This is a genomic window from Pseudomonas sp. MF06569, from assembly GCF_059862735.1.
This window is the reverse complement of the sequence record NZ_JCBCUZ010000008.1, coordinates 84,985-109,193: the sequence shown is the minus strand read 5'-3', so window position 1 is coordinate 109,193 and position 24,209 is coordinate 84,985. Positions and strand designations below refer to the sequence as shown.

Sequence of the window (24,209 nt, the reverse complement as noted above, 5' to 3'; positions counted from 1 at the left end):
CTTATGGAAGAAGCCAGTAGTTACCCGCTGCGCGAGTATTAATTACCTCGCCGCCGCGGGAATATAAAGCGCACTTAACACTTCAACTAAACCGATTGCGAAGTTTGCGACTCGGCATATATTGGCTCGCCTCTTAAAAGGCAAATCAACATATGCTTGGTCAAGAGTTGGCGACAGGAGTACTCATCATGAGCGCCGTAAAAAACACTGAAGTTCGGGACAAGAACAACGCCAGCGACAATAACAAACTGTCCATGCGTGCCGCTCGGGAAGCCCAGAACGGTCTCTCTGCCACCCTGGCCAATGTACGCGCCACCACCGCAGGCCTGATCGAGCAGGACGCCGCCGAACGCCTGCAAAGCGATGGCTACAACGAGGTGGCTCACGACAAGCCACCTCACGCCCTGGTGCAATTTCTGCTGGCCCTGCACAACCCCTTCATCTATGTGCTGCTGACCCTGGGCGTTATCAGCTTTGTCACCGACTACTGGCTGCCGGAGCGCGATGGCGAAGAAGGCGACCTGACCAAAGTCATCATCATTGGCTTGATGGTCGGCCTCAGCAGCCTGCTGCGTTTTTGGCAGGAACACCGCTCTGCCAAGAGCGCCGAAGCTCTCAAGGCCATGGTCCGCACCACCGCCACCGTCGTTCGGCGGGACACAGCCAGCGGCAAAACCTCTGTCCATGAGGTGCCGATGCGCGAATTGGTCGCCGGGGATATCGTGCAGCTGTCAGCGGGCGACATGATCCCGGCGGACATCCGCCTGATCGAGTCCCGGGACCTGTTTATCAGCCAGGCCGTGCTCACCGGCGAAGCCTTGCCCGTGGAGAAATACGACACCCTGGGGGATGTGACACAAAAGTCCGCCTCCAGCACCGCGGCCGACCAGAGCAATCTGCTGGACTTGCCCAACATTTGCTTCATGGGCACCAACGTGGTCAGCGGCACCGCCCGGGCCGTAGTGGTGGCCACCGGTCCGCGCACCTACTTCGGCTCGCTGGCCAAAGCAATCGTCGGCTCTCGCACCCAAACCGCGTTCGACCGCGGGGTCAACAGCGTCAGCTGGCTGCTGATCCGCTTCATGCTGGTCATGGTGCCCATCGTGTTTTTTCTCAATGGGTTCTCAAAGGGCGATTGGGGCGATGCCTTCCTGTTTGCCCTGGCAGTGGCGGTTGGCCTGACTCCGGAAATGCTGCCAATGATTGTCAGCGCCAACCTGGCCAAGGGTGCGACCGCCATGGCCAAGCGCAAAGTGGTGGTCAAGCGTCTGAATGCAATCCAGAACCTGGGCTCGATGGACGTGCTGTGCACCGACAAGACCGGCACCCTGACCCAGGACCACATCATCCTTGAGCATCACGTTGATCCAAGCGGCCAACGCGATGAGTCGGTACTGGCTCTGGCCTGGCTCAACAGCCATCACCAAAGCGGCATTCGCAACCTGATGGATCAGGCCGTGGTGCAGTTTTCACGGCAGGATCCCAAGTTCAATGCGCCGCTCAACTACAGCAAAGTCGATGAGCTGCCTTTTGACTTCGTGCGTCGGCGCCTGTCGATCATCGTCAAGGACACCCGAGGGGACCACCTGCTGGTGTGCAAGGGCGCCGTCGAAGAAATGCTCGGCATCGCCACCCATGTCATGGAAGGCGACACCCGCGTTGCACTGGATGCCACACGCCGCGAGCAATTGCTGGCACTGGCCACCGAGTACAATGAGGATGGCTTCCGCGTACTGCTGATAGCCACCCGCGAAATCCCCGAGGCCCAGGCGCAAAAGCAATACAACACTGCAGACGAGCGGGATCTGGTGATCCGCGGCTTGCTGACCTTTCTCGATCCACCAAAAGAGACGGCCGGCCCGGCAATTGCCGCCCTGCAAGATATTGGTGTAGCGGTCAAGGTGCTGACCGGTGACAACGCGGTTGTCACCAGCAAGATCTGCCGTCAGGTGGGCCTGGAACCCGGCACACCGCTGCTGGGCCCGCAGATCGAGACGATGGACGACGCCGCACTCCAACTGGAGGTCGAACAGCGCACGGTGTTCGCCAAGCTCACCCCACTGCAGAAATCCCGGGTGCTCAAAGCCCTGCAAGCCAACGGCCACACCGTGGGCTTCCTTGGCGACGGCATCAACGACGCCCCCGCCCTGCGCGACGCCGATGTTGGCATCTCGGTGGACAGCGGCACGGACATCGCCAAAGAGTCGGCTGACATCATCCTCCTGGAAAAGAGCCTGATGGTGCTCGAGGAAGGCGTGCTCAAAGGACGTGAGACCTTCGGCAATATCATGAAGTACCTGAACATGACTGCCAGCTCCAACTTCGGCAACGTGTTCTCGGTGCTGGTGGCCAGCGCCTTCATCCCTTTTCTGCCGATGCTGTCGATCCACCTGCTGCTGCAAAACCTGATGTACGACATCTCTCAGCTGGCCTTGCCGTGGGACAAGATGGACAAGGAATACCTGCAAAAACCACGCAAGTGGGACGCCAAGAACATCGGGCGCTTCATGATCTGGATCGGGCCAACTTCGTCGATCTTCGACATCACCACGTTCGCCCTGATGTGGTACGTGTTCTCGGCCAACAGCGTGGAAATGCAGACCCTGTTCCAGTCCGGCTGGTTTATCGAGGGGTTGCTGTCGCAAACCCTGGTGGTCCACATGCTGCGTACCCGCAAGATCCCGTTCTTCCAGAGCACTGCCGCATGGCCTGTCACCATGATGACCATCATTGTGATAGTGCTCGGGATCTACGTGCCGTTCTCGCCATTGGGCACCATGGTCGGCCTGGAGCCGCTGCCGCTGTCGTACTTCCCTTGGCTGGTTGCCACCCTGTTCAGCTATTGCTGCGTCGCGCAACTGATGAAAACCATCTACATCCGTCGTTTCAAGCAGTGGTACTGACTTGAACCGCCATGGGCTGGCGCAACACTGCGCCAGCCCATGCCTTCGTATTACGACCTCGTAAAACCTGACTATTTGTACTGTGGAGATTCCTCATGTCGGGAACCACTCTGTTACTCAACCTCGCGGGCGCCATCGCACTTTTGCTATGGGGCACCCACATGATTTCTACAGCCCTGCTGCGCGGTTTCGGCACCCAACTGCGCAACTGGATGGGGCGCAATCTGAATAACCGCTGGATGGCGCTGATTTCCGGAATGGGTATCACCGGCGTATTGCAAAGCAGTACGGCAGTCAGCCTGATGGCAACCTCGTTTACCGCCGCAGGCACCTTGAGCCTGGCGCCAGCCCTGGCCGTGATGCTGGGGGCCAACATCGGCTCGACCCTGGTGGTGCAGCTGCTGAGCTTCGATACCTCCCTGGCGATGCCTGTCATTTTGCTGGTGGGCTTTATCATCTTTCGCCTGCGCGATGATTCGCGCCATGAAAGCGTTGGCTGCGCATTGATTGGTCTGGGCCTGATGCTGCTGGCCCTGGGCTTGCTCAGCGCCAGCCTGGGTCACATGGAAGAAACCTCGGTGTTTCGCGCCGTGATGCAAAGTCTGGAAGGTGATGTGGTCATTGCAGTGCTCGCCGCCGTGCTACTGACCTGGATCTGCCACTCCAGTGTCGCGGTTGTGCTGCTTATCGCTTCGCTGGCGGGCGCAGGCATGATGACCCCGGTCACCGCCATCGCCCTGATGCTCGGCGCCAATATCGGCGGCGCCTTGCCGTCTGTGATGAGCGCCAGTTCGCCAGTCGCGCGACGCCTGCCGGTGGGCAACCTGCTGATCCGCCTGCTGGGCACCCTGGTCTTGCTGCCATGCCTGCCGCTGATGGCCACCTGGCTGGCTGGCACCGATATCGGTCTCGCGCACTGGGTTGTTTACCTGCATACCGCGTTCAGCCTGGTGCTGGCAGTGGTGTTTATCGGCCTGACCGAACCTTGCGCTCGCCTGCTGACCCGCCTGTTTCCACAACAAGAACCGCCAGCAGACCCGGGCATGCCGCAGTATCTGGACGAAGCCGGGCTGGAAGTGGCCAATATCGGACTGTCCAACAGTGTGCGTGAAGCCTTGCGCCTGGCGGACATGACATCCCTGATGCTTAACCAGGTCTTGCAGCTGTTCGAGAAACCCGACCAGCGCACGATGGACAACGTGCGCCAGCTGGATCACTCCATCGATCTGCTAAGTGCGGCGATCCGCGCTTATCTTGCCGACATCGGCCAGGATGGCCTGAGCGATGCCGATGCCGACCGCGCCCAGGAAATCCTGATGTTCGTGATCAATCTGGAACATGCCGGTGACATCCTGAACAACCTGGCGCAGCTCGCTATTCGCAGGACTCGCCGGGGTGAACGCTTCTCTTCGTTCGAGCTGATTCACATCCAGGCCATGCACCTGGCCCTGCTGGACAGCCTGAACCTGGCCATTACCGCGTTTTTGCGCGAAGACGTAGCCGCTGCCGATGCACTGATCAGCCACAAAGAGACCATGCGCAAGCTGGAAGCAAGAGCCAGCCGCGAACACTTTCGCAAGCTGCAGAATGACAAGACGGCATGGGCAGAATCCGGAGACATCTTCCAGCGCGTGCTGCGCGACTACCGTCGCGTTCATCACCATATTGCCGCCCTGGGCTACCCGGTACTGGAGCGCAACACCGCGCTGAGCCCGACCACCTGATTACAGACAGCAAAAAGGCGCCCGAAGGCGCCTTTTTTTTACTGCGATGTCACATCAAGCCATTTCGACTGAGGTTTCATACTCGAAGGTCAATTCGCCATTCTCCAGGTCGATGTGTACTACACCGCCATGGTCGGCCAGTTCCCCAAAGAGAATTTCCTCGGCCAACGGACGCTTGATCTTGTCCTGGATCAAGCGCGCCATTGGGCGTGCGCCCATCAGAGCGTCATAGCCACCCGCCGCCAACCAGCCGCGAGCCGCATCCGACACTTCAAGCTGCACATGCTTGTCTTCCAGCTGGGCTTGCAGTTCGGTAAGGAACTTGTCCACCACGTGCTTGATAACCTCGTGACTGAGGCGACCAAACTGGATGATGGTGTCCAGGCGGTTACGGAACTCGGGGGTGAAGCTCTTCTTGATCGCTTCCATCGCATCGGAAGCATGATCCTGATGCGTAAACCCGATCGAAGCCCGAGAAGCCGTTTCAGCCCCCGCGTTGGTGGTCATGATGACGATCACATTGCGAAAGTCAGCCTTGCGCCCGTTGTTATCGGTCAGCGTGCCGTGATCCATGACCTGCAACAGCAGGTTAAAGACTTCAGGGTGGGCCTTCTCGATTTCGTCGAGCAGCAACACGCAATGAGGCTGCTTGGTGATGGCTTCAGTCAGTAAACCGCCCTGATCGAAACCGACATAGCCCGGAGGCGCACCAATCAGACGCGATACGGTGTGACGCTCCATGTACTCGGACATGTCGAAACGGATCAGCTCGATCCCCAACGCCTTGGCCAACTGGCGCGCGGCCTCGGTTTTACCGACACCGGTCGGCCCTGCGAACAGGAACGAACCCACAGGCTTGTCTGGCGACTTGAGCCCGGCACGGGACAACTTGATCGCCGTGGACAACGAATCGATTGCCGCGTCCTGGCCGAATACGGTCAGACGCAGGTCGCGCTCAAGGTTGCGCAACAGTTCCTTGTCAGAGACAGAGACATGTTTTGGCGGAATACGGGCGATTTTCGCCACGATATCTTCCACCTGCGCCACTTCAATGCGCTTGACCCGGCTCTCGACCGGCTGCAGACGCTGGTAGGCGCCCGCCTCGTCGATCACATCGATGGCCTTGTCCGGCATGTGACGGTCATTGATATAGCGCGAAGCCAGCTCAGCCGCTGCACGCAGGGCCTCATCGCTGTATTCGATACCGTGATGCTGCTCGAAACGACCTTTAAGCCCGCGCAGAATGCCAATGGTGTCTTCAACCGAAGGTTCGGACACATCGACTTTCTGGAAACGTCGCGCCAGGGCACGGTCTTTCTCGAAAATTCCGCGAAATTCCTGGAATGTAGTGGAGCCGATGCACCGAATGTCGCCCGAAGACAACAAGGGCTTGAGCAGGTTGGAGGCATCCATCACGCCGCCAGAAGCCGCGCCAGCACCGATAATGGTGTGAATTTCGTCGATAAACAGAATCGCTTGCGGACGCTTTTTCAGCTCGCCGAGCAACGCCTTGAAGCGCTTCTCGAAGTCACCGCGGTATTTGGTACCCGCCAGCAACGCGCCCAGATCAAGGGAGTAGACGATGCTGTTAGCCAGCAGGTCAGGCACTTGATTGTCGACGATGCGCTTGGCCAGACCTTCGGCAATCGCGGTTTTACCCACACCTGCCTCACCGACCAGCAACGGGTTGTTTTTGCGACGACGGGCCAGGATCTGAGCAACGCGCTCAACTTCCATTTCGCGCCCTACCAGCGGATCGATGCGACCCTGGCGGGCCAGCTCGTTCAGATTGCTGGCGTAGGCATCCAGAGGATTGCTTGAAGACGACGACTCGCCGCCCTCTTCATCCTGCATCTCATGATCGCTGTCAGTGTGATCACCATGCCCCGGGACCTTGGAAATGCCGTGGGCAATAAAGTTGACCACATCAATGCGCGCCACGCTCTGCTGCTTGAGCAGGAACACAGCCTGGCTTTCCTGCTCGCTGAAGATGGCAACCAGTACATTGGCCCCCGTCACTTCACGCTTGCCGGAACTCTGCACGTGGAATACGGCACGCTGCAAGACACGCTGAAAACCCAGGGTTGGCTGCGTTTCGCGGTCTTCGTCGTGGACAGGGATAAGGGGTGTCGTGGAGTCAATAAACTCTTGCAGGTCATGCTTGAGTTTGTCGAGGTTTGCGCCACAGGCGCGTAGAACGGTTGCGGCCGCCTCATTATCCAAAAGCGCTAAAAGGAGATGCTCAACCGTCATGAACTCATGACGTTTGGAGCGGGCTTCCTTGAAGGCAAGATTGAGGGTGACTTCGAGCTCGCGATTTAACATGGCTTCACCTCATACCCAAGTGGTCGGCGTTAACCGTCCTTCTCGATTTCACAGAGTAGCGGATGCTGGCTTTCGCGTGCGTACTGGTTTACCTGCGCCGCCTTGGTCTCGGCAATGTCGCGGGTATAGATGCCGCACACAGCCCGTCCTTCTGTATGGACGGCCAGCATGACCTTGGTCGCCAATTCGCGATTCAAGTTAAAAAACGCCTCAAGGATTTCGACAACAAAATCCATGGGAGTGTAGTCATCATTAAACAAAACCACCTTGTACATCGGCGGCGCCTGAAGCGCAGGCTTAGCCTCTTGCACAGCCAAGCCAGCGGAATCTTCGTCATCAAAATCCGGATGATCCTGATTGAATGTTAGTCGAGTCTGGCTGATTGCATGCATGGAAAAAAAGGTTCGTCGTAGGTTGTACAGATACAGTGATGGAGGCACACGTCTCAAATTTCAACCGCGCCGCCGCGTGACCTTGACTATCGGTAAAACGGTGTTACAACCATTAGTGCCCACAGTGGGAAAAATGGTCCGCACAGTCAACCATAATTACTGGTTTCTGTGCGAGTGAACTGGATGATACTCCAGTGATGGAGTTGTTTGCAGCAGAGGGATATGAGTATGCAAGGCAAGGTCAAGTGGTTCAACAACGCGAAAGGCTTCGGCTTTATTAATACGCAGGCCAAGGAAGGCATCGATGAACACGGAAACCCAATCGACTTTTTTGCACATTTTTCAGCAATCCAGATGGATGGTTACAAGACCCTCAAGGCTGGCCAGCCTGTAAGCTTCGAAATAACCCAGGGCCCCAAGGGCCTGCATGCTGTGGCGATTACTAACGCCGAGGCGCCTGCCATTGCCCCGGTGGCTGCGCAAGAGATAACCAGCCTCTCGGTCTGACCGGACCGACCCGCAGCAAAAAAACCGGCCGATTCAATCACTCGAATCGCCCGGTTTTTTTATGCCTGGTGCACAGGGGCAATACCGGGCGTTGACGGGGACATCATGCCGATCCCGAGTGCCAGCCAGCTGATTCGGCACGGAGATCAAATGTTCCAGGCCCACGACAAAAGCCTCTTCAACTTCCCTGAAAACCCCGCAAACACAGGCTAAAGCGCCAACAATAAGGGCATTTTGACGCAGGGACTTAGACCAATTGATGATTCGTGATAGGCCGCCCCCCTCGCAGCAACCTTAGTGACCTATGTATACTGCGCCGGTGACCACGGAGTCACAGTGAAACACCTACTGGAATGAGTCTTTCAGGCCTAGAAAGGCTGAGCCGTTACCCCGGTTCGACCGCTTGACGCTCTACTGATGCATTCAATCACCGCGAAGAACCTCGACTTTCGGCTCATTGTTCACTGTGAACGAAAGCGCCTACCCTGCGCATCTCGAGTATCTGAGCACGCTCAGCAAAGAAGAGAGTTAATCCGAAATGCCCAACCGTTCGAAGATCATCTACACCTTCACCGACGAAGCTCCGGCGCTCGCCACCTATTCACTGCTGCCTATCATCGAGGCGTTTACCGCCAGCGCCGATATCGCCGTTGAAACGCGCGACATCTCTCTGGCAGGCCGCATCCTCTCAAGCTTCCCCGAGCAATTGGGTGACAAGGCTGTAGCAGACCACCTCGCCGAACTGGGCGCCCTGGCCGTTACTCCTGAAGCCAACATCATCAAGCTGCCTAACATCAGCGCCTCGGTCCCGCAATTGCAGGCCGCGATCAAGGAACTGCAAGCGCAGGGCTTTGATATCCCGGATTACCCGGAAACCGTGACCACTGACGCTGACAAAGAAGTCAAAGCGCGTTACAGCAAAGTCATGGGCAGCGCCGTAAACCCGGTTCTGCGCGAAGGCAACTCTGACCGCCGCGCACCGCTGTCGGTCAAGAACTACGCTCGCAAGCACCCGCACAAAATGGGCGCCTGGGCGAAAGACTCCAAGTCCCACGTCGCTCACATGAGCGAAGGCGACTTCTACGCCAGCGAAAAAGCCGCCCTGATCGAAGCACCGGGCAGCGTTAAAATCGAACTGATCGCTCAAGACGGCACCACCACCGTCCTGAAAGAAAAAACCGCCGTCCAGGCCGGTGAGATCATCGACTGCTCCGTGATGAGCAAAAAAGCCCTGCGCCAGTTCGTAGCGGCCGAAATCGAAGACGCCAAGAAACAGGGCGTACTGTTCTCGGTTCACTTGAAAGCCACCATGATGAAGGTCTCCGACCCGATCATGTTTGGTCAGATCGTGGCTGAGTTCTACAAGGATGCGCTGGAAAAACACGCCGACGTCCTGAAAGAAATCGGTTTCAACCTGAACAACGGTATCGGCGACCTGTACGCCCGCATCAAGGCGCTGCCAGCCGAGAAGCAAGCTGAAATCGAAGCCGACATCGAAGCCGTGTACGCCAACCGCCCTGCGCTGGCCATGGTCAACTCCGACAAAGGCATCACCAACCTGCACGTGCCGAGCGACGTTATCGTTGACGCCTCGATGCCGGCCATGATTCGTGATTCCGGCAAAATGTGGAACACCGAAGGCCAGTTGCAAGACACCAAGGCCGTGATCCCGGATCGCTGCTACGCCACCATCTACCAGGCGACCATCGAAGACTGCAAGCAACACGGCGCCTTCGATCCGACCACCATGGGCAGCGTGCCAAACGTTGGCCTGATGGCGCAAAAAGCCGAAGAATACGGTTCCCACGACAAGACCTTCCAGATCAAGACCCCGGGCGTAGTACGGGTAACTGACAGCAACGGCAACGTGCTGATGGAACAGAACGTCGAAGAAGGCGATATCTGGCGCATGTGCCAGGCCAAAGACGCGCCGATCCGCGACTGGGTCAAACTGGCCGTCAACCGCGCCCGCGCCAGCAACACCCCGGCCGTCTTCTGGCTTGATCCAAAGCGAAGCCACGACGCTGAAATGATCAAAAAGGTAGAAACCTACCTGAAGGATCACGACACCAGCGGCCTGGACATCCGCATCATGGCCCCGGTAGACGCCATGAAGTTCACCCTGGAGCGCACCCGCAAGGGTCTGGACACCATCTCGGTAACCGGCAACGTTCTGCGTGACTACCTGACCGACCTGTTCCCGATCATGGAACTGGGCACCAGCGCCAAGATGCTGTCGATCGTTCCGCTGATGAATGGCGGCGGTCTGTTCGAAACCGGCGCAGGCGGTTCGGCCCCCAAGCACGTTCAACAGCTGCTGGAAGAGAACTTCCTGCGCTGGGACTCGCTGGGTGAATTCCTGGCACTGGCTGCTTCCCTGGAGCACCTGGGCACTACCTACAACAACCCGAAAGCGTTGGTGTTGGCCAAGACCCTGGACCAGGCTACCGGCCAGTTCCTCGACAACAACAAATCGCCATCGCGCAAAGTCGGCAACATCGACAACCGCGGTAGCCACTTCTACCTGGCGCTGTACTGGGCTCAGGCCCTGGCTGCCCAGACTGAAGACAAAGAGTTGCAAGCCCAGTTTGCTCCAGTAGCAAAAGCCATGGCCGAGGACGAGGCAAAAATCGTTGCCGAACTCAACGCCGTGCAGGGCAAGCCTGTCGATATCGGTGGCTACTACCACGCCGATGCCGACAAGGTCAGCAAGGTAATGCGCCCTAGCGCCACGCTGAACGCGATCATCGCCTCACTGGTGTAAGAGCAACAGGCAACACCACAGACCCCGGCCCACGACGCCGGGGTTTGTGTTTTTACGGCCTACACAAACCCTGTGGGAGCGGGCTTGCCCGCGATCGCATCACCGCGTAAAAAGCACAGACCTAAGCGCCTGCATCGCGAGCAAGCCCGCTCCTGCAGGACATATGCACCCACCAACAACCCGAGACCCACCCCATGGAATGGAAACCCCACATCACCGTCGCCACTGTCGTCGAAGACAATGGCCGCTTCCTGATGGTTGAAGAGCTCAAGCGCGACCGCGCCGTGCTCAACCAACCGGCCGGGCATCTGGACCCGAACGAAAGCCTGATCGAGGCCGCCATCCGCGAAACCCTCGAAGAAACCGGTTATGACGTCGAACTGACCGGCGTGATCGGCATTTACCTGTATACCGCCCCCAGCAATGGCGTGACCTACCAGCGTATCTGCTTTGCCGGCAAGGCCATCAAGCACCACCCTGAATACCAACTGGACACGGGCATTATCGGCCCGCAGTGGCTGACCCGGGACGAGCTGATAGCCCAGCGTGAACGCTGGCGCAGCGAGCTGACCCTGCAGTGCATCGACGATTATCTGGACGGTAAACTGTTCGACCTGACGTTAATCCGCCCTTCGGTTTAGCCTTGAGCGCTCGGGCCTGCTAGAATCGCGTCCTTTTTCAAGACACTCATTGAAACCTTATGCGTGATCCAGCCCTAGTCGCCCCCGAAAAGCAGCGCGTCATCGTCGGCATGTCCGGCGGTGTCGATTCTTCCGTTTCCGCCGTTCTGCTCATGGAGCAGGGCTACCAGGTGGAAGGCCTGTTCATGAAGAACTGGGAGGAAGACGACGGAACGGATTACTGCACCGCCATGGATGATCTGGCAGACGCCCAGGCCGTGTGCGACAAAATTGGCATCAAGCTGCACACCGCCAATTTTGCTGCCGAGTACTGGGACAACGTGTTTGAGCACTTCCTGGCCGAATACAAGGCCGGTCGCACGCCGAACCCGGACATCCTGTGCAACCGCGAAATCAAGTTCAAGGCGTTCCTCGACTACGCCGTAATGCTCGGTGCCGACTTGATCGCCACCGGCCATTACGTGCGCCGTCGCGACATCGATGGCCGCACCGAACTGCTTAAGGGCCTGGACCCTAACAAGGACCAAAGCTACTTCCTGCACGCCGTTGGCGGCGAGCAAATCGCCAAGACCCTGTTTCCGGTCGGCGAACTGGAAAAACCCGAAGTGCGCAGGATCGCTGAAAAGCACGATCTGGCCACCGCGAAGAAAAAAGACTCCACCGGGATCTGCTTTATCGGCGAGCGCCGCTTCAGCGACTTCCTCAAGCAATACCTGCCGGCGCAGCCTGGCGAGATCAAAAACACCGAAGGTGAAGTGATCGGCCGCCACCACGGCTTGATGTATCACACCATCGGCCAGCGCCAGGGCCTGGGCATTGGCGGCCTGAAAGACGCCAGCGACGAGCCGTGGTACGTGCTGATCAAGGACCTGGAACACAACGAACTGATCGTTGGCCAGGGCAATGATCACCCGTGGCTGTTCTCCGGCGCCCTGCTCGCCTCCGAAATCTACTGGGTCAACCCGATCGACCTGAGCACCCCGTTGCGCCTGACGGCCAAGGTTCGCTATCGCCAAAGCGATCAACCCTGCACCCTGGAAAAAACCGCTACGGGCTATCGCGCCACCTTCGACGACCCGCAACGGGCGGTCACTCCCGGCCAGTCCGTGGTGTTTTATGACGGCGAAGTCTGCCTGGGCGGCGGTGTGATCGAAGTGGCCGAGCCATGGTCCAGCAAGGGCAACCGGACATGAACCCCACTCAGGAGCAACTGGTAGCCCTGGGGGGCGTGTTTTTGGCCGCCGTACTGGTGGACAAGATCGCCAAGACCGGACAGGTCAGCGAGGCCGACCTGAGCTGCATGCTCGGCAGCCTGCTGGTGCGCGACCCCAAGGACACGCTTGAAGTGTTTGGCGGTGACGACATCAACCTGCGAGAAGGCTATCGAGCCCTGATCGGCGCCCTTGAGCGCGACCCCAACACCCTGCAGCGCGAACCCCTGCGCTACGCGTTGTCGATGCTGGGACTTGAACGCCAACTGGCCAAGCGCAATGACATGCTGGAGCTGATCGGCAAACGCCTGCCGCAGATCCAGTCCCAGGTCGAGCACTTCGGCCCGGCCCACGAAAACGTGGTGGCCGCCTGTGGCGCGCTGTACCAAGACACCCTGAGCACTTTGCGTCAGCGAATCCAGGTACACGGCGACATGCGCAACCTGCAACAACCGAACAACGCATCAAAAATTCGCGCCCTGCTGCTGGCCGGTATCCGCTCAGCGCGGCTTTGGCGTCAATTGGGTGGCCACCGCTGGCAGCTGGTCATCAGCCGCCGCAAGCTGCTCAAAGAGCTTTATCCAATGCTGCGCGGCAACTGAAGCACGCCAGCTGGCACAGGTTTGAAAATCGATACGCGTATGACGCCGGTCACTTGGCAACGGACCGGCCGTTTTTTTCATGTATGATACGCGCCCCATTTCGTTGCCCGACTGTCCGAGAACACCCCATGAAGCTTTCTTCGCTCACTGCGGTTTCCCCTGTTGACGGCCGCTACGCCGGCAAAACCCAGGCCCTGCGCCCAATTTTCAGCGAATACGGCTTGATCCGTGCTCGCGTCCTGGTTGAAGTTCGCTGGCTCCAGCGCCTGGCTGCTCACGCTGCCATCCCTGAAGTCCCGGCTTTTTCCGAGCAAGCCAACGCCGTTCTGAATGAACTGGCCGAAAACTTCTCTCTGGAACACGCCGAGCGCGTCAAAGAGATCGAGCGCACCACCAACCACGACGTCAAAGCCATTGAGTACCTGCTCAAGGAACAGGCTGCCAAGCTGCCTGAACTGGCCAACGTCAGTGAGTTCATCCACTTTGCCTGCACCAGCGAGGACATCAACAACCTGTCCCACGCCCTGATGCTGCGCGAAGGCCGTGATGACGTGATGCTGCCGCTGATGCGTCAAACCGCCCAAGCCATCCGCGAACTGGCCATCAAGTTCGCTGACGTGCCCATGCTGTCGCGCACCCACGGTCAACCGGCTTCGCCGACCACCCTGGGCAAAGAACTGGCCAACGTGGTTTACCGCCTGGAGCGTCAGATCGCTCAGGTTGCAGCCGTACCGCTGCTGGGCAAAATCAACGGCGCCGTAGGTAACTACAACGCCCACCTGTCGGCTTACCCGCAGATCGACTGGGAAGAAAACGCCCGCGCCTTTATCGAAGACGAACTGGGCCTGGGCTTCAACCCGTACACCACCCAGATCGAGCCGCACGACTACATCGCCGAGCTGTTCGATGCAATCGCCCGCTTCAACACCATCCTGATCGACTTCGATCGCGATATCTGGGGCTACATCTCCCTGGGCTACTTCAAGCAGCGCACCATTGCCGGCGAAATCGGTTCCTCGACCATGCCGCACAAGGTCAACCCGATCGACTTCGAAAACTCCGAAGGCAACCTGGGTATCGCCAACGCCCTGTTCCAGCATTTGGCCAGTAAGTTGCCAATTTCCCGCTGGCAGCGTGACCTGACCGACTCCACCGTACTGCGCAACCTCGGCGTGGGCTTTGCCCATAGCGTGATCGCGTACGAAGCCAGCCTCAAAGGCATCAGCAAGCTTGAGCTTAACGCTCAGAAAATCGCTGCTGACCTGGACGCTTGCTGGGAAGTCCTGGCTGAGCCGATCCAGACCGTAATGCGTCGCTACAACATCGAAAACCCGTACGAGAAGCTCAAAGAGCTGACCCGCGGCAAGGGCATCAGCCCTGAAGCACTGCAAACTTTCATCGACGGCCTTGAAATGCCGGAAGCGGCCAAAGCCGAGCTGAAACTGCTGACCCCTGCCAACTACATTGGCAACGCGGTCGAGCAAGCCAAGCGCATCTGATCGCTGCAACGACCTATTAACGCCCGGCCGTGCCGGGCGTTTTTATTCCCGATTACAAAGTGCATTTTTTCAATAGGTTACACATGAATCCTGATATTCCTCTTCAACTTCTGGGCGGCATCACTGCACGCGAGTTCATGCGCGACTACTGGCAGAAAAAACCGCTGCTGGTCCGTCAGGCCATTCCTGACTTCGAAAGCCCGATCGACGCCGACGAACTGGCCGGTCTGGCCCTTGAAGAAGAAGTCGAATCGCGCCTGATCATCGAACACGGCGAGCGCCCATGGGAATTGCGCCGCGGCCCGTTCGCTGAAGACGAATTCGGCAAACTGCCTGAGCGCGAATGGACCCTGCTGGTGCAAGCGGTCGACCAGTTCGTACCTGAAGTCAACGAGCTGCTGGAAAACTTCCGTTTCCTGCCTAGCTGGCGCATCGACGACGTCATGATCAGCTACGCCGCCCCAGGTGGCAGCGTGGGCCCGCACTTTGACAACTACGATGTGTTCCTGCTGCAAGGCCACGGCCAGCGTCACTGGCAGATCGGCCAGATGTGCGACTCCGAGAGCAAGCTGCTGGAGCACGCCGACCTGCGCATCTTGGCCGACTTCCAGGCCACCGACGAGTGGACCCTGGAGCCCGGCGACATGCTCTACCTGCCGCCGCGCCTGGCCCACTGCGGCGTCGCCGTGGACGACTGCCTGACCTACTCGGTGGGCTTCCGCGCACCGAGCGCCGCTGAAGTGCTGACCCACTTCACCGACTTCCTCAGCCAGTACCTGCCGGACGAAGACCGCTACACCGACGCCGACGCGCAGCCGGTGAGCGACCCGCACCAGATCCAGCACGACGCCCTGGGCCGTCTCAAGAGCCTGCTGACCGAGCACATGAGCGACGAGCGCATGCTGCTGACCTGGTTCGGCCAGTTCATGACCGAGCCACGTTATCCGGAACTCGTGGTCGGCCCTGAACTCGAAGAAGAAGACCTGCTGGGCAGCCTGGAACAGGGCGCGATCCTGATCCGCAACCCGAGCGCCCGCCTGGCCTGGTCCGAAGTCGATGAGGACCTGCTGCTGTTCGCCAGCGGCCAGAGCCGCCTGCTGCCGGGCAAGCTGCGCGAGCTGCTGAAAATGATCTGTGCCGCCGATGCGCTGCACAGTGACAACCTCGGCACATGGCTGGCCGATGAAGATGGACGCAACCTGCTCTGTGAGCTGGTTAAACAAGGAAGCCTGGGGTTCGCTGATGAATAGCATTCACGTACGTGTCGCCGACTGGCAAAAGGACAACGCCGAACTTCGACGCATTCGTGAGGCGGTGTTTATTGCCGAACAATCTGTACCTCCAGAACTGGAATGGGATGCAGACGATGCCGATGCCGTGCATTTTCTGGCCTATGAAGGCGACTTTCCGATTGGCACCGCCCGGCTGCTGCCGGACGGCCATATCGGCCGCGTGTCAGTCCTCAAGGACTGGCGCGGCCTGAAAGTCGGCGACGCGTTGATGCAAGCCACGATCGAGGAAGCTGAAAAACGCGGCCTCAAGCAGCAAATGCTCAGCGCACAAGTGCATGCCACGCCGTTCTATGAGCGCCTGGGCTTCAAGATTGTCAGCGACGAATTCCTGGAAGCAGGGATTCCCCACGTTGATATGGTGCGCGGGAGCTGATCGTCACGCCCCCCCACAAGAACCAGGCAACCCCAAAACGCCCTGCCATCCCCGGATCGCAGGGCGTTTTGCTATCTGCCACACTCTTCCCATCGCCCTCTCGAGCACCGCGGAGAAAACACAGATGCCACTACGCCCTTTTATCGCCAGTCTGTTGCTGATAGTCAGCGCCAGCGCGATCGCCGAAACCCAGGTTATTACCCTGCAAAACCGCACCAGCGCCAGCCTGCTGCCGATAGCCCGGGACTATATCGGCATCACCGGAAAAGTCAGCGCCTACGGCAATCAACTGATCGTCGACGCCCCGGCAGCGAGAATCCAGAGCCTGCAAGAGCTGCTGGCCAAGCTCGACAAGCCGGCCCGGCGCTTGCTGATCAGTGTTGATACCAGCGATAACAGCCCGCCCGACAGCAATGCCCGGGTCTACAGCACCGCCAGCCGGGAAGGTGGCACCCAACAGATTCAAGCCACAGAAGGCGTACCCGCCCTGATCCAGACGGGCAGCACCGTGCCGCTGACCAGCAGCCAGACCGATGCCTATGGCCGCATGCTGAGCCAGACCGATTACCGCGATGTAACCCATGGGTTTTACGTCACCGCGAACGTCACGGGAAACACCGTACATCTGGCCATCCGTACAAATCGTGACCGAATGAGCCAGGAGCGTTCTGATGTAGTGGAAACACAAAGTACCGACACAGAAGTCAGCGCCCCCCTGGGCCAATGGATAACCCTGGCCGGCATCAGCGGCCGCAATATATCCCGCCAACCGCCCACAACCCGCACCTACTCTACTCAAAGCCGGGATGACATGACTGTACGAGTGAAAGTCGACGCACTCGACCAAAAGGGCCAAAACTGACTGGCGAGTCGTTTTTCCGCAATTATGTAGTGTTATAAAAAAAGCACTACAAAACATTTGACGCCTCAAAAATGCAAGGGCATGATGGCCCCGCTCCCGCTGATCAGAGGCCCTGCAAAGGCCCTGGGGCCAGTACCGCCCATAGCGAGCAGCCATTCACGCACTCACTTCAAACAACATTGTTGTGTGCCTGGTGGAGCAACCATTTTTCAACCCAGACCTATGCGACGAGGTTTATCTCCATGGCACTGACACGCGAACAGCAAATTGCAGCCCTTGAAAAAGACTGGGCCGAAAACCCACGCTGGAAAGGCGTGACTCGCGATTACTCCGCTGCTGACGTGGTCCGCCTGCGCGGCTCGGTTCAACCCGAGCACACCTTTGCAAAAATGGGTGCCGACAAGCTGTGGAAACTGGTGACACAGGGCGCACACCCGTCCTTCCGTCCTGAGAAAGATTTCGTCAACTGCATGGGCGCCCTGACCGGGGGCCAAGCGGTTCAACAGGTTAAAGCCGGTATCCAGGCTATTTACCTGTCGGGTTGGCAAGTGGCGGCAGACAACAACTCTGCCGAATCCATGTACCCGGATCAGTCGCTGTACCCGGTGGACTCCGTTCCAACCGTGGTCAAGCGCATCAACAACTCGTTCCGCCGCGCTGACCAGATCCAGTGGAAAGCCGGTAAAAACCCGGGCGACCAGGGCTATATCGACTACTTCGCACCGATCGTGGCAGACGCTGAAGCCGGTTTCGGCGGTGTTCTCAACGCTTACGAACTGATGAAAAGCATGATCGAGGCAGGCGCCGCAGGCGTTCACTTCGAAGATCAGCTGGCATCGGTTAAAAAATGCGGGCACATGGGCGGCAAGGTACTGGTACCGACCCAGGAAGCTGTGCAAAAGCTGACCGCTGCTCGTCTGGCCGCCGACGTTGCAGGCACACCGACGATCATTCTGGCCCGCACCGACGCCAACGCCGCCGACCTGCTGACCTCTGATTGCGACCCGTACGATCAGCCGTTCGTAACTGGCGAGCGCACCAAGGAAGGCTTCTACAAAGTACGCGCAGGCCTGGATCAAGCCATCGCTCGCGGCCTGGCGTATGCGCCTTATGCCGACCTGATCTGGTGCGAAACTGCCAAGCCTGACCTGGACGAAGCCCGTCGCTTTGCCGAAGCGATCAAAAAGGAATACCCGGACCAACTGCTGTCGTACAACTGCTCGCCTTCCTTCAACTGGAAGAAAAACCTGGACGACGCGACCATCGCCAAGTTCCAGCGCGAACTGTCGGCAATGGGCTACAAGCACCAGTTCATCACCCTGGCGGGCATCCACAACATGTGGCACAGCATGTTCAACCTGGCGCACGACTACGCCCGCAACGACATGACTGCCTACGTAAAACTGCAAGAGCAGGAATTCGCTGACGCCGCCAAGGGTTACACCTTTGTGGCTCACCAGCAGGAAGTGGGCACCGGCTACTTCGACGACATGACCACCGTGATCCAGGGTGGCTCGTCTTCGGTCACTGCCCTGACCGGTTCGACTGAAGAAGAACAGTTCCACTGATAGTGGAACCACGGCCATTGCCCGGCTCGTAAAGCAAAAACGCAATGCCTCGCACATGACGCCCCGACTGGCTCGGGGCGTTTTTTTGCCTGCGGAATGATATACATCTCTGCGTAGCAGCTGCCGAAGGAACGAGGCTGCGTCCGGCTGCGCAGCGACCGTAAATCCTAAGTCCTGGGTTTAACTGACCCACTGGAGTATCAGGCTTTACGACGGCTTCGCCGCCGAACGCAGCCTTCGTTCCTCGGCAGCTGCTACGGGACCATCACTCTCCATCGACAAAACCCTGACCCAGATCCATAACCGAAAACAGAAACCGGGTTAAAAAGCCAAGTTCAAAACTTGCGAAGTGCGCTTATATAAGCCAACTTCAACCGGAACAAAGCACCGCGCCGCACTTAAACAATATTGATTATCATTTAGAGTTGCTGTTGATGATTACCGGTGCCGTAAAACATAATCAACAAAACTCGCTGTAATGCCCGTACCACAAGGCTTACAGCACATTCCAGGAAGGCCATACCACTAAAGGACTGAATTAATTCATCTTAGAAAATTTACTTGCTGGGTGTTTAGCCATAAAATCCCGGCAATCAATAGCACTGCGACATAACGTCACTGCTTTATTACCTTTTTAAGCTCAGAGACCTTTGCTCTCTGTTAAGGATTTCCAGCATGCCCGAAGCGACAGGACTCATAGCCCACAACTGGGGCTTTGCCATTTTCCTTCTCGGCGTTGTCGGCCTTTGCGCCTTCATGCTCGGTGTCTCCAGCCTCCTCGGGTCAAAAGCCTGGGGTCGCAGCAAAAACGAACCGTTCGAGTCCGGCATGCTACCCACCGGTGGCGCCCGCTTGCGGCTCTCAGCCAAATTCTATCTGGTCGCGATGCTGTTCGTGATCTTCGATATCGAAGCCCTCTATCTCTTTGCATGGTCTGTGTCTGTTCGCGAAAGCGGCTGGACCGGATTCGTCGAAGCTCTCGTTTTCATAGCAATTCTGTTGGCAGGCCTTGTCTACCTATTTCGGGTGGGTGCTCTTGATTGGGCACCGGAAGCTCGTCGTAAGCGGCAGGCCAAGCTGAAACAATGAGGCTTTGGCAATGCAATACGAACTCACCAGGATCGACCCGGATGCTCCTAACGAGCAATACCCGATCGGCACACGGGAAACCGTTGCCGATCCGTTAGAAGATCAAGTCCACAAAAACATCTTCATGGGCAAGCTGGAAGACGTGCTGAACGGCACGGTCAACTGGGGGCGTAAAAACTCCCTGTGGCCGTACAACTTCGGCCTGTCCTGCTGCTACGTGGAAATGACTACCGCCTTCACGGCGCCCCACGACATCGCACGCTTTGGCGCCGAAGTTATCCGGGCATCGCCGCGTCAGGCGGATTTCATGGTTATTGCCGGTACCTGCTTCATCAAGATGGCGCCGATCATTCAGCGTCTCTATGAGCAAATGCTTGAGCCTAAGTGGGTTATTTCCATGGGTTCTTGCGCCAACTCCGGTGGCATGTACGACATCTACTCCGTGGTTCAAGGGGTCGACAAGTTCCTGCCCGTGGACGTTTACGTGCCAGGCTGCCCACCCCGCCCTGAGGCTTTTCTGCAAGGTTTGATGCTCTTGCAAGAGTCGATTGGCCAGGAGCGTCGCCCACTTTCCTGGGTTGTCGGCGAGCAAGGCGTTTACCGCGCCGAGATGCCGTCCCAAAAGGAACAGCGCCGTGAACAGCGTATTCAGGTAACCAACCTGCGCAGCCCCGACGAAGTCTGATCCAGCACCGTTTCTATCAATAGAACGAAACCCTGGCTTCATTCTTTACGTTGACCGAAAGCGATAAAAAAACCATGACTACAGGCTCCGCTCTGTACATCCCGCCTTACAAGGCTGACGACCAAGATGTGGTTGTCGAACTCAATACCCGCTTTGGCCCTGAGGCGTTTACCGCCCAGGCCACGCGCACCGGCATGCCGGTGCTTTGGGTTACCCGCGCAAAACTGGTTGAAGTCCTGACCTTCCTGCGCAACCTGCCAAAACCTTACGTCATGCTCTATGACCTGCACGGTGTAGACGAACGTCTGCGTACCAAGCGTCAGGGCCTGCCATCGGGTGCGGACTTCACCGTCTTCTATCACCTGATGTCGCTTGAACGTAATAGTGACGTAATGATCAAGGTCGCCTTGTCCGAGAGCGACCTCAGCGTACCGACCGTGACCGGTATCTGGCCGAACGCCAACTGGTACGAGCGCGAAGTCTGGGACATGTTCGGCATCGACTTCAAAGGCCACCCTCACCTGTCGCGCATCATGATGCCGCCGACCTGGGAAGGTCACCCGCTGCGCAAGGACTTCCCGGCCCGTGCCACCGAGTTCGACCCGTACAGCCTGACGCTGGCCAAGGTGCAACTGGAAGAAGAAGCCGCACGCTTCCGTCCAGAAGACTGGGGCATGAAGCGTTCGGGCGAAAACGAGGACTACATGTTCCTCAACCTGGGTCCGAACCACCCTTCGGCCCACGGTGCCTTCCGTATCATCCTGCAGCTGGACGGTGAAGAGATCGTCGACTGCGTGCCAGACGTCGGCTACCACCACCGTGGTGCCGAGAAAATGGCAGAGCGCCAGTCCTGGCACAGCTTCATCCCGTACACCGACCGTATCGACTACCTCGGCGGCGTGATGAACAACCTGCCGTACGTGCTCTCGGTCGAGAAGCTGGCCGGCATCAAGGTTCCGGATCGGGTCGATACCATCCGCATCATGATGGCCGAGTTCTTCCGCATCACCAGCCACCTGCTGTTCCTGGGTACTTACATCCAGGACGTGGGCGCCATGACCCCGGTGTTCTTCACCTTCACCGACCGTCAGCGCGCCTACAAAGTGATCGAAGCCATCACCGGTTTCCGTCTGCACCCGGCCTGGTACCGCATCGGCGGCGTTGCACACGACCTGCCCCGCGGTTGGGAAAAGCTGGTTCAGGAATTCATCGACTGGATGCCAAAGCGTCTGGACGAGTACCAGAAAGCCGCTCTGGACAACAGCATCCTGCGTGGCCGTACCATCGGCGTTGCCGCCTACAACACCAAAGAGGCCCTGGAATGGGGCGTCACCGGTGCTGGCTTGCGTTCGACCGGTTGTGATTTCGACATCCGTAAAGCGCGCCCGTATTCCGGCTACGAGAACTTCGAGTTCGAAGTCCCGCTGGCAGCCAACGGCGATGCCTACGATCGTTGCATCGTGCGTGTCGAAGAAATGCGTCAGAGCCTGAAAATCATCGAGCAGTGCATGCGCAACATGCCGGCAGGCCCGTACAAGGCGGATCACCCGCTGACCACGCCGCCGCCTAAAGAGCGCACGCTGCAGCACATCGAGACCTTGATCACGCACTTCCTGCAAGTTTCGTGGGGCCCGGTCATGCCGGCCAACGAATCCTTCCAGATGATCGAAGCGACCAAGGGCATCAACAGTTATTACCTGACGAGCGATGGCGGCACCATGAGCTACCGCACCCGGATTCGTACTCCAAGCTTCCCGCACCTGCAGCAGATCCCTTCGGTGATCAAAGGTGAAATGGTCGCGGACTTGATTGCGTACCTGGGTAGTATCGATTTCGTTATGGCCGACGTGGACCGCTAAGCATGAACAGCACGCTTATCCAGACAGACCGTTTCGCCCTGAGCGAAACTGAGCGCTCGGCCATCGAGCACGAGATGCATCACTACGAAGATCCACGCGCAGCGTCGATCGAAGCCCTGAAGATCGTTCAGAAGGAACGCGGCTGGGTGCCGGACGGCGCGATTTACGCCATTGGCGAACTGCTGGGCATCCCTGCCAGCGACGTTGAAGGTGTGGCCACGTTCTACAGCCAGATCTTCCGCCAGCCCGTTGGCCGTCACATCATCCGCGTGTGCGACAGCATGGTCTGCTACATCGGCGGCCACGAATCCGTGGTTGGCGAAATCCAGAACAAGCTGGGCATCGGCCTGGGCCAGACCACTGCAGACGGCCGCTTCACGCTGCTGCCGGTGTGCTGCCTGGGCAACTGCGACAAGGCGCCGGCGTTGATGATCGACGACGACACATTCGGTGACGTGCAGCCTGCTGGCGTCGCCACGTTGCTGGAGGCCTACCCATGAGCCTGACTTCTTTCGGCCCTGCCAACCTGATCAAGCGTTCGGCAGAAACCCACCCCCTGACCTGGCGTCTGCGTGACGACGGCGAGCCGGTGTGGCTCGACGAATACCAGGCCAAGGACGGTTACGCCGCTGCGCGCAAGGCATTCGCTGACATGGCCCAGGACGACATCGTCCAGACCGTGAAAGACGCTGGCCTCAAGGGTCGCGGTGGTGCGGGCTTCCCCACGGGCGTGAAGTGGGGGCTGATGCCAAAAGATGAGTCCATGAACATCCGTTACCTGTTGTGTAACGCCGATGAAATGGAACCCAACACCTGGAAAGACCGCATGCTGATGGAGCAACTGCCCCATCTGCTCATCGAAGGCATGCTGATCAGTGCCCGTGCGCTCAAAACCTACCGCGGCTATATCTTCCTGCGTGGCGAATACACCACGGCTGCAGTGCACCTGCGCCGTGCTGTCGAAGAAGCCAAGGCAGCAGGCCTGCTGGGCAAGAACATTCTGGGCTCGGGGTTTGACTTCGAACTGTTCGTTCACACCGGCGCCGGGCGTTACATCTGCGGCGAAGAAACCGCACTGATCAACTCCCTCGAAGGCCGTCGCGCCAACCCGCGCTCCAAGCCGCCGTTCCCGGCTGCCGTGGGCGTATGGGGCAAGCCGACCTGCGTGAACAACGTTGAAACCCTGTGCAACGTACCGGCCATCATCGGCAACGGCGTTGACTGGTACAAATCCCTCGCCCGCGAAGGCAGCGAAGACCACGGCACCAAGCTGATGGGCTTCTCCGGCAAAGTGAAGAACCCTGGCCTGTGGGAACTGCCGTTCGGCGTGACCGCTCGCGAGCTGTTCGAAGACTACGCTGGCGGCATGCGCGACGGCTTCAAGCTCAAGTGCTGGCAGCCAGGCGGCGCCGGTACCGGATTCCTGCTGCCGGAGCACCTGGACGCACAAATGTACGCCGGTGGTATCGCCAAGGTCGGCACCCGTATGGGTACCGGCCTGGCAATGGCCGTCGACGACAGCGTCAACATGGTCTCCCTGCTGCGCAACATGGAACAGTTCTTCGCTCGCGAATCGTGCGGTTTCTGCACCCCTTGCCGTGATGGTCTGCCGTGGAGCGTCAAGCTCCTGATGGCGATTGAACACGGCGAAGGTCAGCCCGGCGATATCGAGACCCTGCTGGGTCTGGTCGGCTTCCTCGGCCCTGGCAAGACGTTCTGTGCTCACGCACCGGGTGCCGTGGAGCCTTTGGGCAGCGCGATCAAGTATTTCCGTCCAGAGTTCGAAGCCGGCATTGCGCAAGCAAAACCCGGTGTACCGCCTCTGGCACGCCCGATTGTAATCGGCGCGTAACGCTCTGTAGGAGAGCGGTCCGTGCCGCTCTTTGATCGTTCGATAACGCCGTGAGGCTGAG

General features: G+C 58.5%; 19 protein-coding genes. 17 read left to right on the top strand and 2 right to left on the bottom strand.

What is annotated here, in order from left to right; genetic code table 11:
• The first annotated feature begins 188 nt into the window (after positions 1–188).
• Positions 189–2,903: a magnesium-translocating P-type ATPase gene (mgtA, locus tag AC19YQ_RS10635; protein ID WP_500595088.1), complete on the top strand. Its 2,715-nt coding sequence runs from the start codon at positions 189–191 to the stop codon at positions 2,901–2,903.
• A gap of 95 nt (positions 2,904–2,998) precedes the next feature.
• On the top strand, positions 2,999–4,627 hold the full coding sequence (locus AC19YQ_RS10630; RefSeq protein WP_500595087.1) for a Na/Pi cotransporter family protein: 1,629 nt from the start codon (positions 2,999–3,001) through the stop codon (positions 4,625–4,627).
• 54 nt (positions 4,628–4,681) lie between these two features.
• Here AC19YQ_RS10630 and clpA read toward each other — a convergent pair whose 3' ends face one another.
• Positions 4,682–6,952, bottom strand: a complete 2,271-nt coding sequence (gene clpA / locus AC19YQ_RS10625) for an ATP-dependent Clp protease ATP-binding subunit ClpA (protein ID WP_019828501.1) — start codon at positions 6,950–6,952, stop codon at positions 4,682–4,684.
• A 29-nt stretch (positions 6,953–6,981) separates the two neighbouring features.
• On the bottom strand, positions 6,982–7,344 hold the full coding sequence (gene clpS, locus AC19YQ_RS10620) for an ATP-dependent Clp protease adapter ClpS (protein ID WP_019828502.1): 363 nt from the start codon (positions 7,342–7,344) through the stop codon (positions 6,982–6,984).
• Between the two features lie 228 nt (positions 7,345–7,572).
• On the opposite strand from clpS, the gene AC19YQ_RS10615 reads away from it, so the two are divergent.
• The 15 genes from AC19YQ_RS10615 to nuoF all read left to right on the top strand — a co-directional run bounded on the left by AC19YQ_RS10615 (position 7,573) and on the right by nuoF (position 24,148).
• Positions 7,573–7,851, top strand: coding sequence for a cold shock domain-containing protein (locus AC19YQ_RS10615; RefSeq protein ID WP_339474366.1), 279 nt, complete (start codon positions 7,573–7,575; stop codon positions 7,849–7,851).
• A 538-nt stretch (positions 7,852–8,389) separates the two neighbouring features.
• Positions 8,390–10,615 (top strand): NADP-dependent isocitrate dehydrogenase, encoded by a 2,226-nt coding sequence (locus AC19YQ_RS10610; protein ID WP_500595086.1) that lies wholly within the window; start codon positions 8,390–8,392, stop codon positions 10,613–10,615.
• Positions 10,616–10,809: 194 nt separating this feature from the next.
• On the top strand, positions 10,810–11,256 hold the full coding sequence (locus tag AC19YQ_RS10605) for an NUDIX hydrolase (protein ID WP_500595085.1): 447 nt from the start codon (positions 10,810–10,812) through the stop codon (positions 11,254–11,256).
• A gap of 59 nt (positions 11,257–11,315) precedes the next feature.
• Positions 11,316–12,449 carry a tRNA 2-thiouridine(34) synthase MnmA gene (gene mnmA, locus AC19YQ_RS10600; protein ID WP_133078166.1) on the top strand — a complete coding sequence of 378 codons (1,134 nt, stop codon included), beginning with the start codon at positions 11,316–11,318 and terminating at the stop codon, positions 12,447–12,449.
• Positions 12,446–13,069 carry a high frequency lysogenization protein HflD gene (gene hflD, locus AC19YQ_RS10595; protein WP_261741601.1) on the top strand — a complete coding sequence of 208 codons (624 nt, stop codon included), beginning with the start codon at positions 12,446–12,448 and terminating at the stop codon, positions 13,067–13,069. The genes mnmA and hflD overlap by 4 nt, the downstream gene beginning before the upstream one ends.
• A 128-nt stretch (positions 13,070–13,197) precedes the next feature.
• Positions 13,198–14,568 carry an adenylosuccinate lyase gene (gene purB, locus AC19YQ_RS10590; protein ID WP_019828509.1) on the top strand — a complete coding sequence of 457 codons (1,371 nt, stop codon included), beginning with the start codon at positions 13,198–13,200 and terminating at the stop codon, positions 14,566–14,568.
• 83 nt (positions 14,569–14,651) lie between these two features.
• Entirely contained in the window at positions 14,652–15,818 is a 1,167-nt protein-coding gene (locus tag AC19YQ_RS10585) for a ribosomal protein uL16 3-hydroxylase (RefSeq protein WP_133078164.1), read from the top strand.
• A complete protein-coding gene (locus AC19YQ_RS10580; protein WP_133078163.1) occupies positions 15,811–16,233 on the top strand; it encodes a GNAT family N-acetyltransferase in 423 nt (140 codons plus the stop codon). The genes AC19YQ_RS10585 and AC19YQ_RS10580 overlap by 8 nt, the downstream gene beginning before the upstream one ends.
• Positions 16,234–16,357: 124 nt before the next feature.
• Positions 16,358–17,095: a secretin N-terminal domain-containing protein gene (locus AC19YQ_RS10575; protein WP_500595084.1), complete on the top strand. Its 738-nt coding sequence runs from the start codon at positions 16,358–16,360 to the stop codon at positions 17,093–17,095.
• A 242-nt stretch (positions 17,096–17,337) separates the two neighbouring features.
• Complete coding sequence (gene aceA / locus AC19YQ_RS10570) at positions 17,338–18,663, top strand: isocitrate lyase (RefSeq protein ID WP_003446991.1); 1,326 nt, start codon at positions 17,338–17,340, stop codon at positions 18,661–18,663.
• 675 nt (positions 18,664–19,338) lie between these two features.
• On the top strand, positions 19,339–19,752 hold the full coding sequence (locus AC19YQ_RS10565) for an NADH-quinone oxidoreductase subunit A (protein WP_048358577.1): 414 nt from the start codon (positions 19,339–19,341) through the stop codon (positions 19,750–19,752).
• A gap of 10 nt (positions 19,753–19,762) precedes the next feature.
• Positions 19,763–20,437: a NuoB/complex I 20 kDa subunit family protein gene (locus tag AC19YQ_RS10560; protein ID WP_016780200.1), complete on the top strand. Its 675-nt coding sequence runs from the start codon at positions 19,763–19,765 to the stop codon at positions 20,435–20,437.
• Positions 20,438–20,511: 74 nt separating this feature from the next.
• A complete protein-coding gene (nuoC, locus tag AC19YQ_RS10555; protein ID WP_019828515.1) occupies positions 20,512–22,296 on the top strand; it encodes an NADH-quinone oxidoreductase subunit C/D in 1,785 nt (594 codons plus the stop codon).
• 2 nt (positions 22,297–22,298) lie between these two features.
• Entirely contained in the window at positions 22,299–22,796 is a 498-nt protein-coding gene (gene nuoE, locus AC19YQ_RS10550) for an NADH-quinone oxidoreductase subunit NuoE (protein ID WP_016780198.1), read from the top strand.
• A complete protein-coding gene (gene nuoF, locus AC19YQ_RS10545; protein WP_086796175.1) occupies positions 22,793–24,148 on the top strand; it encodes an NADH-quinone oxidoreductase subunit NuoF in 1,356 nt (451 codons plus the stop codon). The genes nuoE and nuoF overlap by 4 nt, the downstream gene beginning before the upstream one ends.
• Positions 24,149–24,209: the final 61 nt, after the last annotated feature.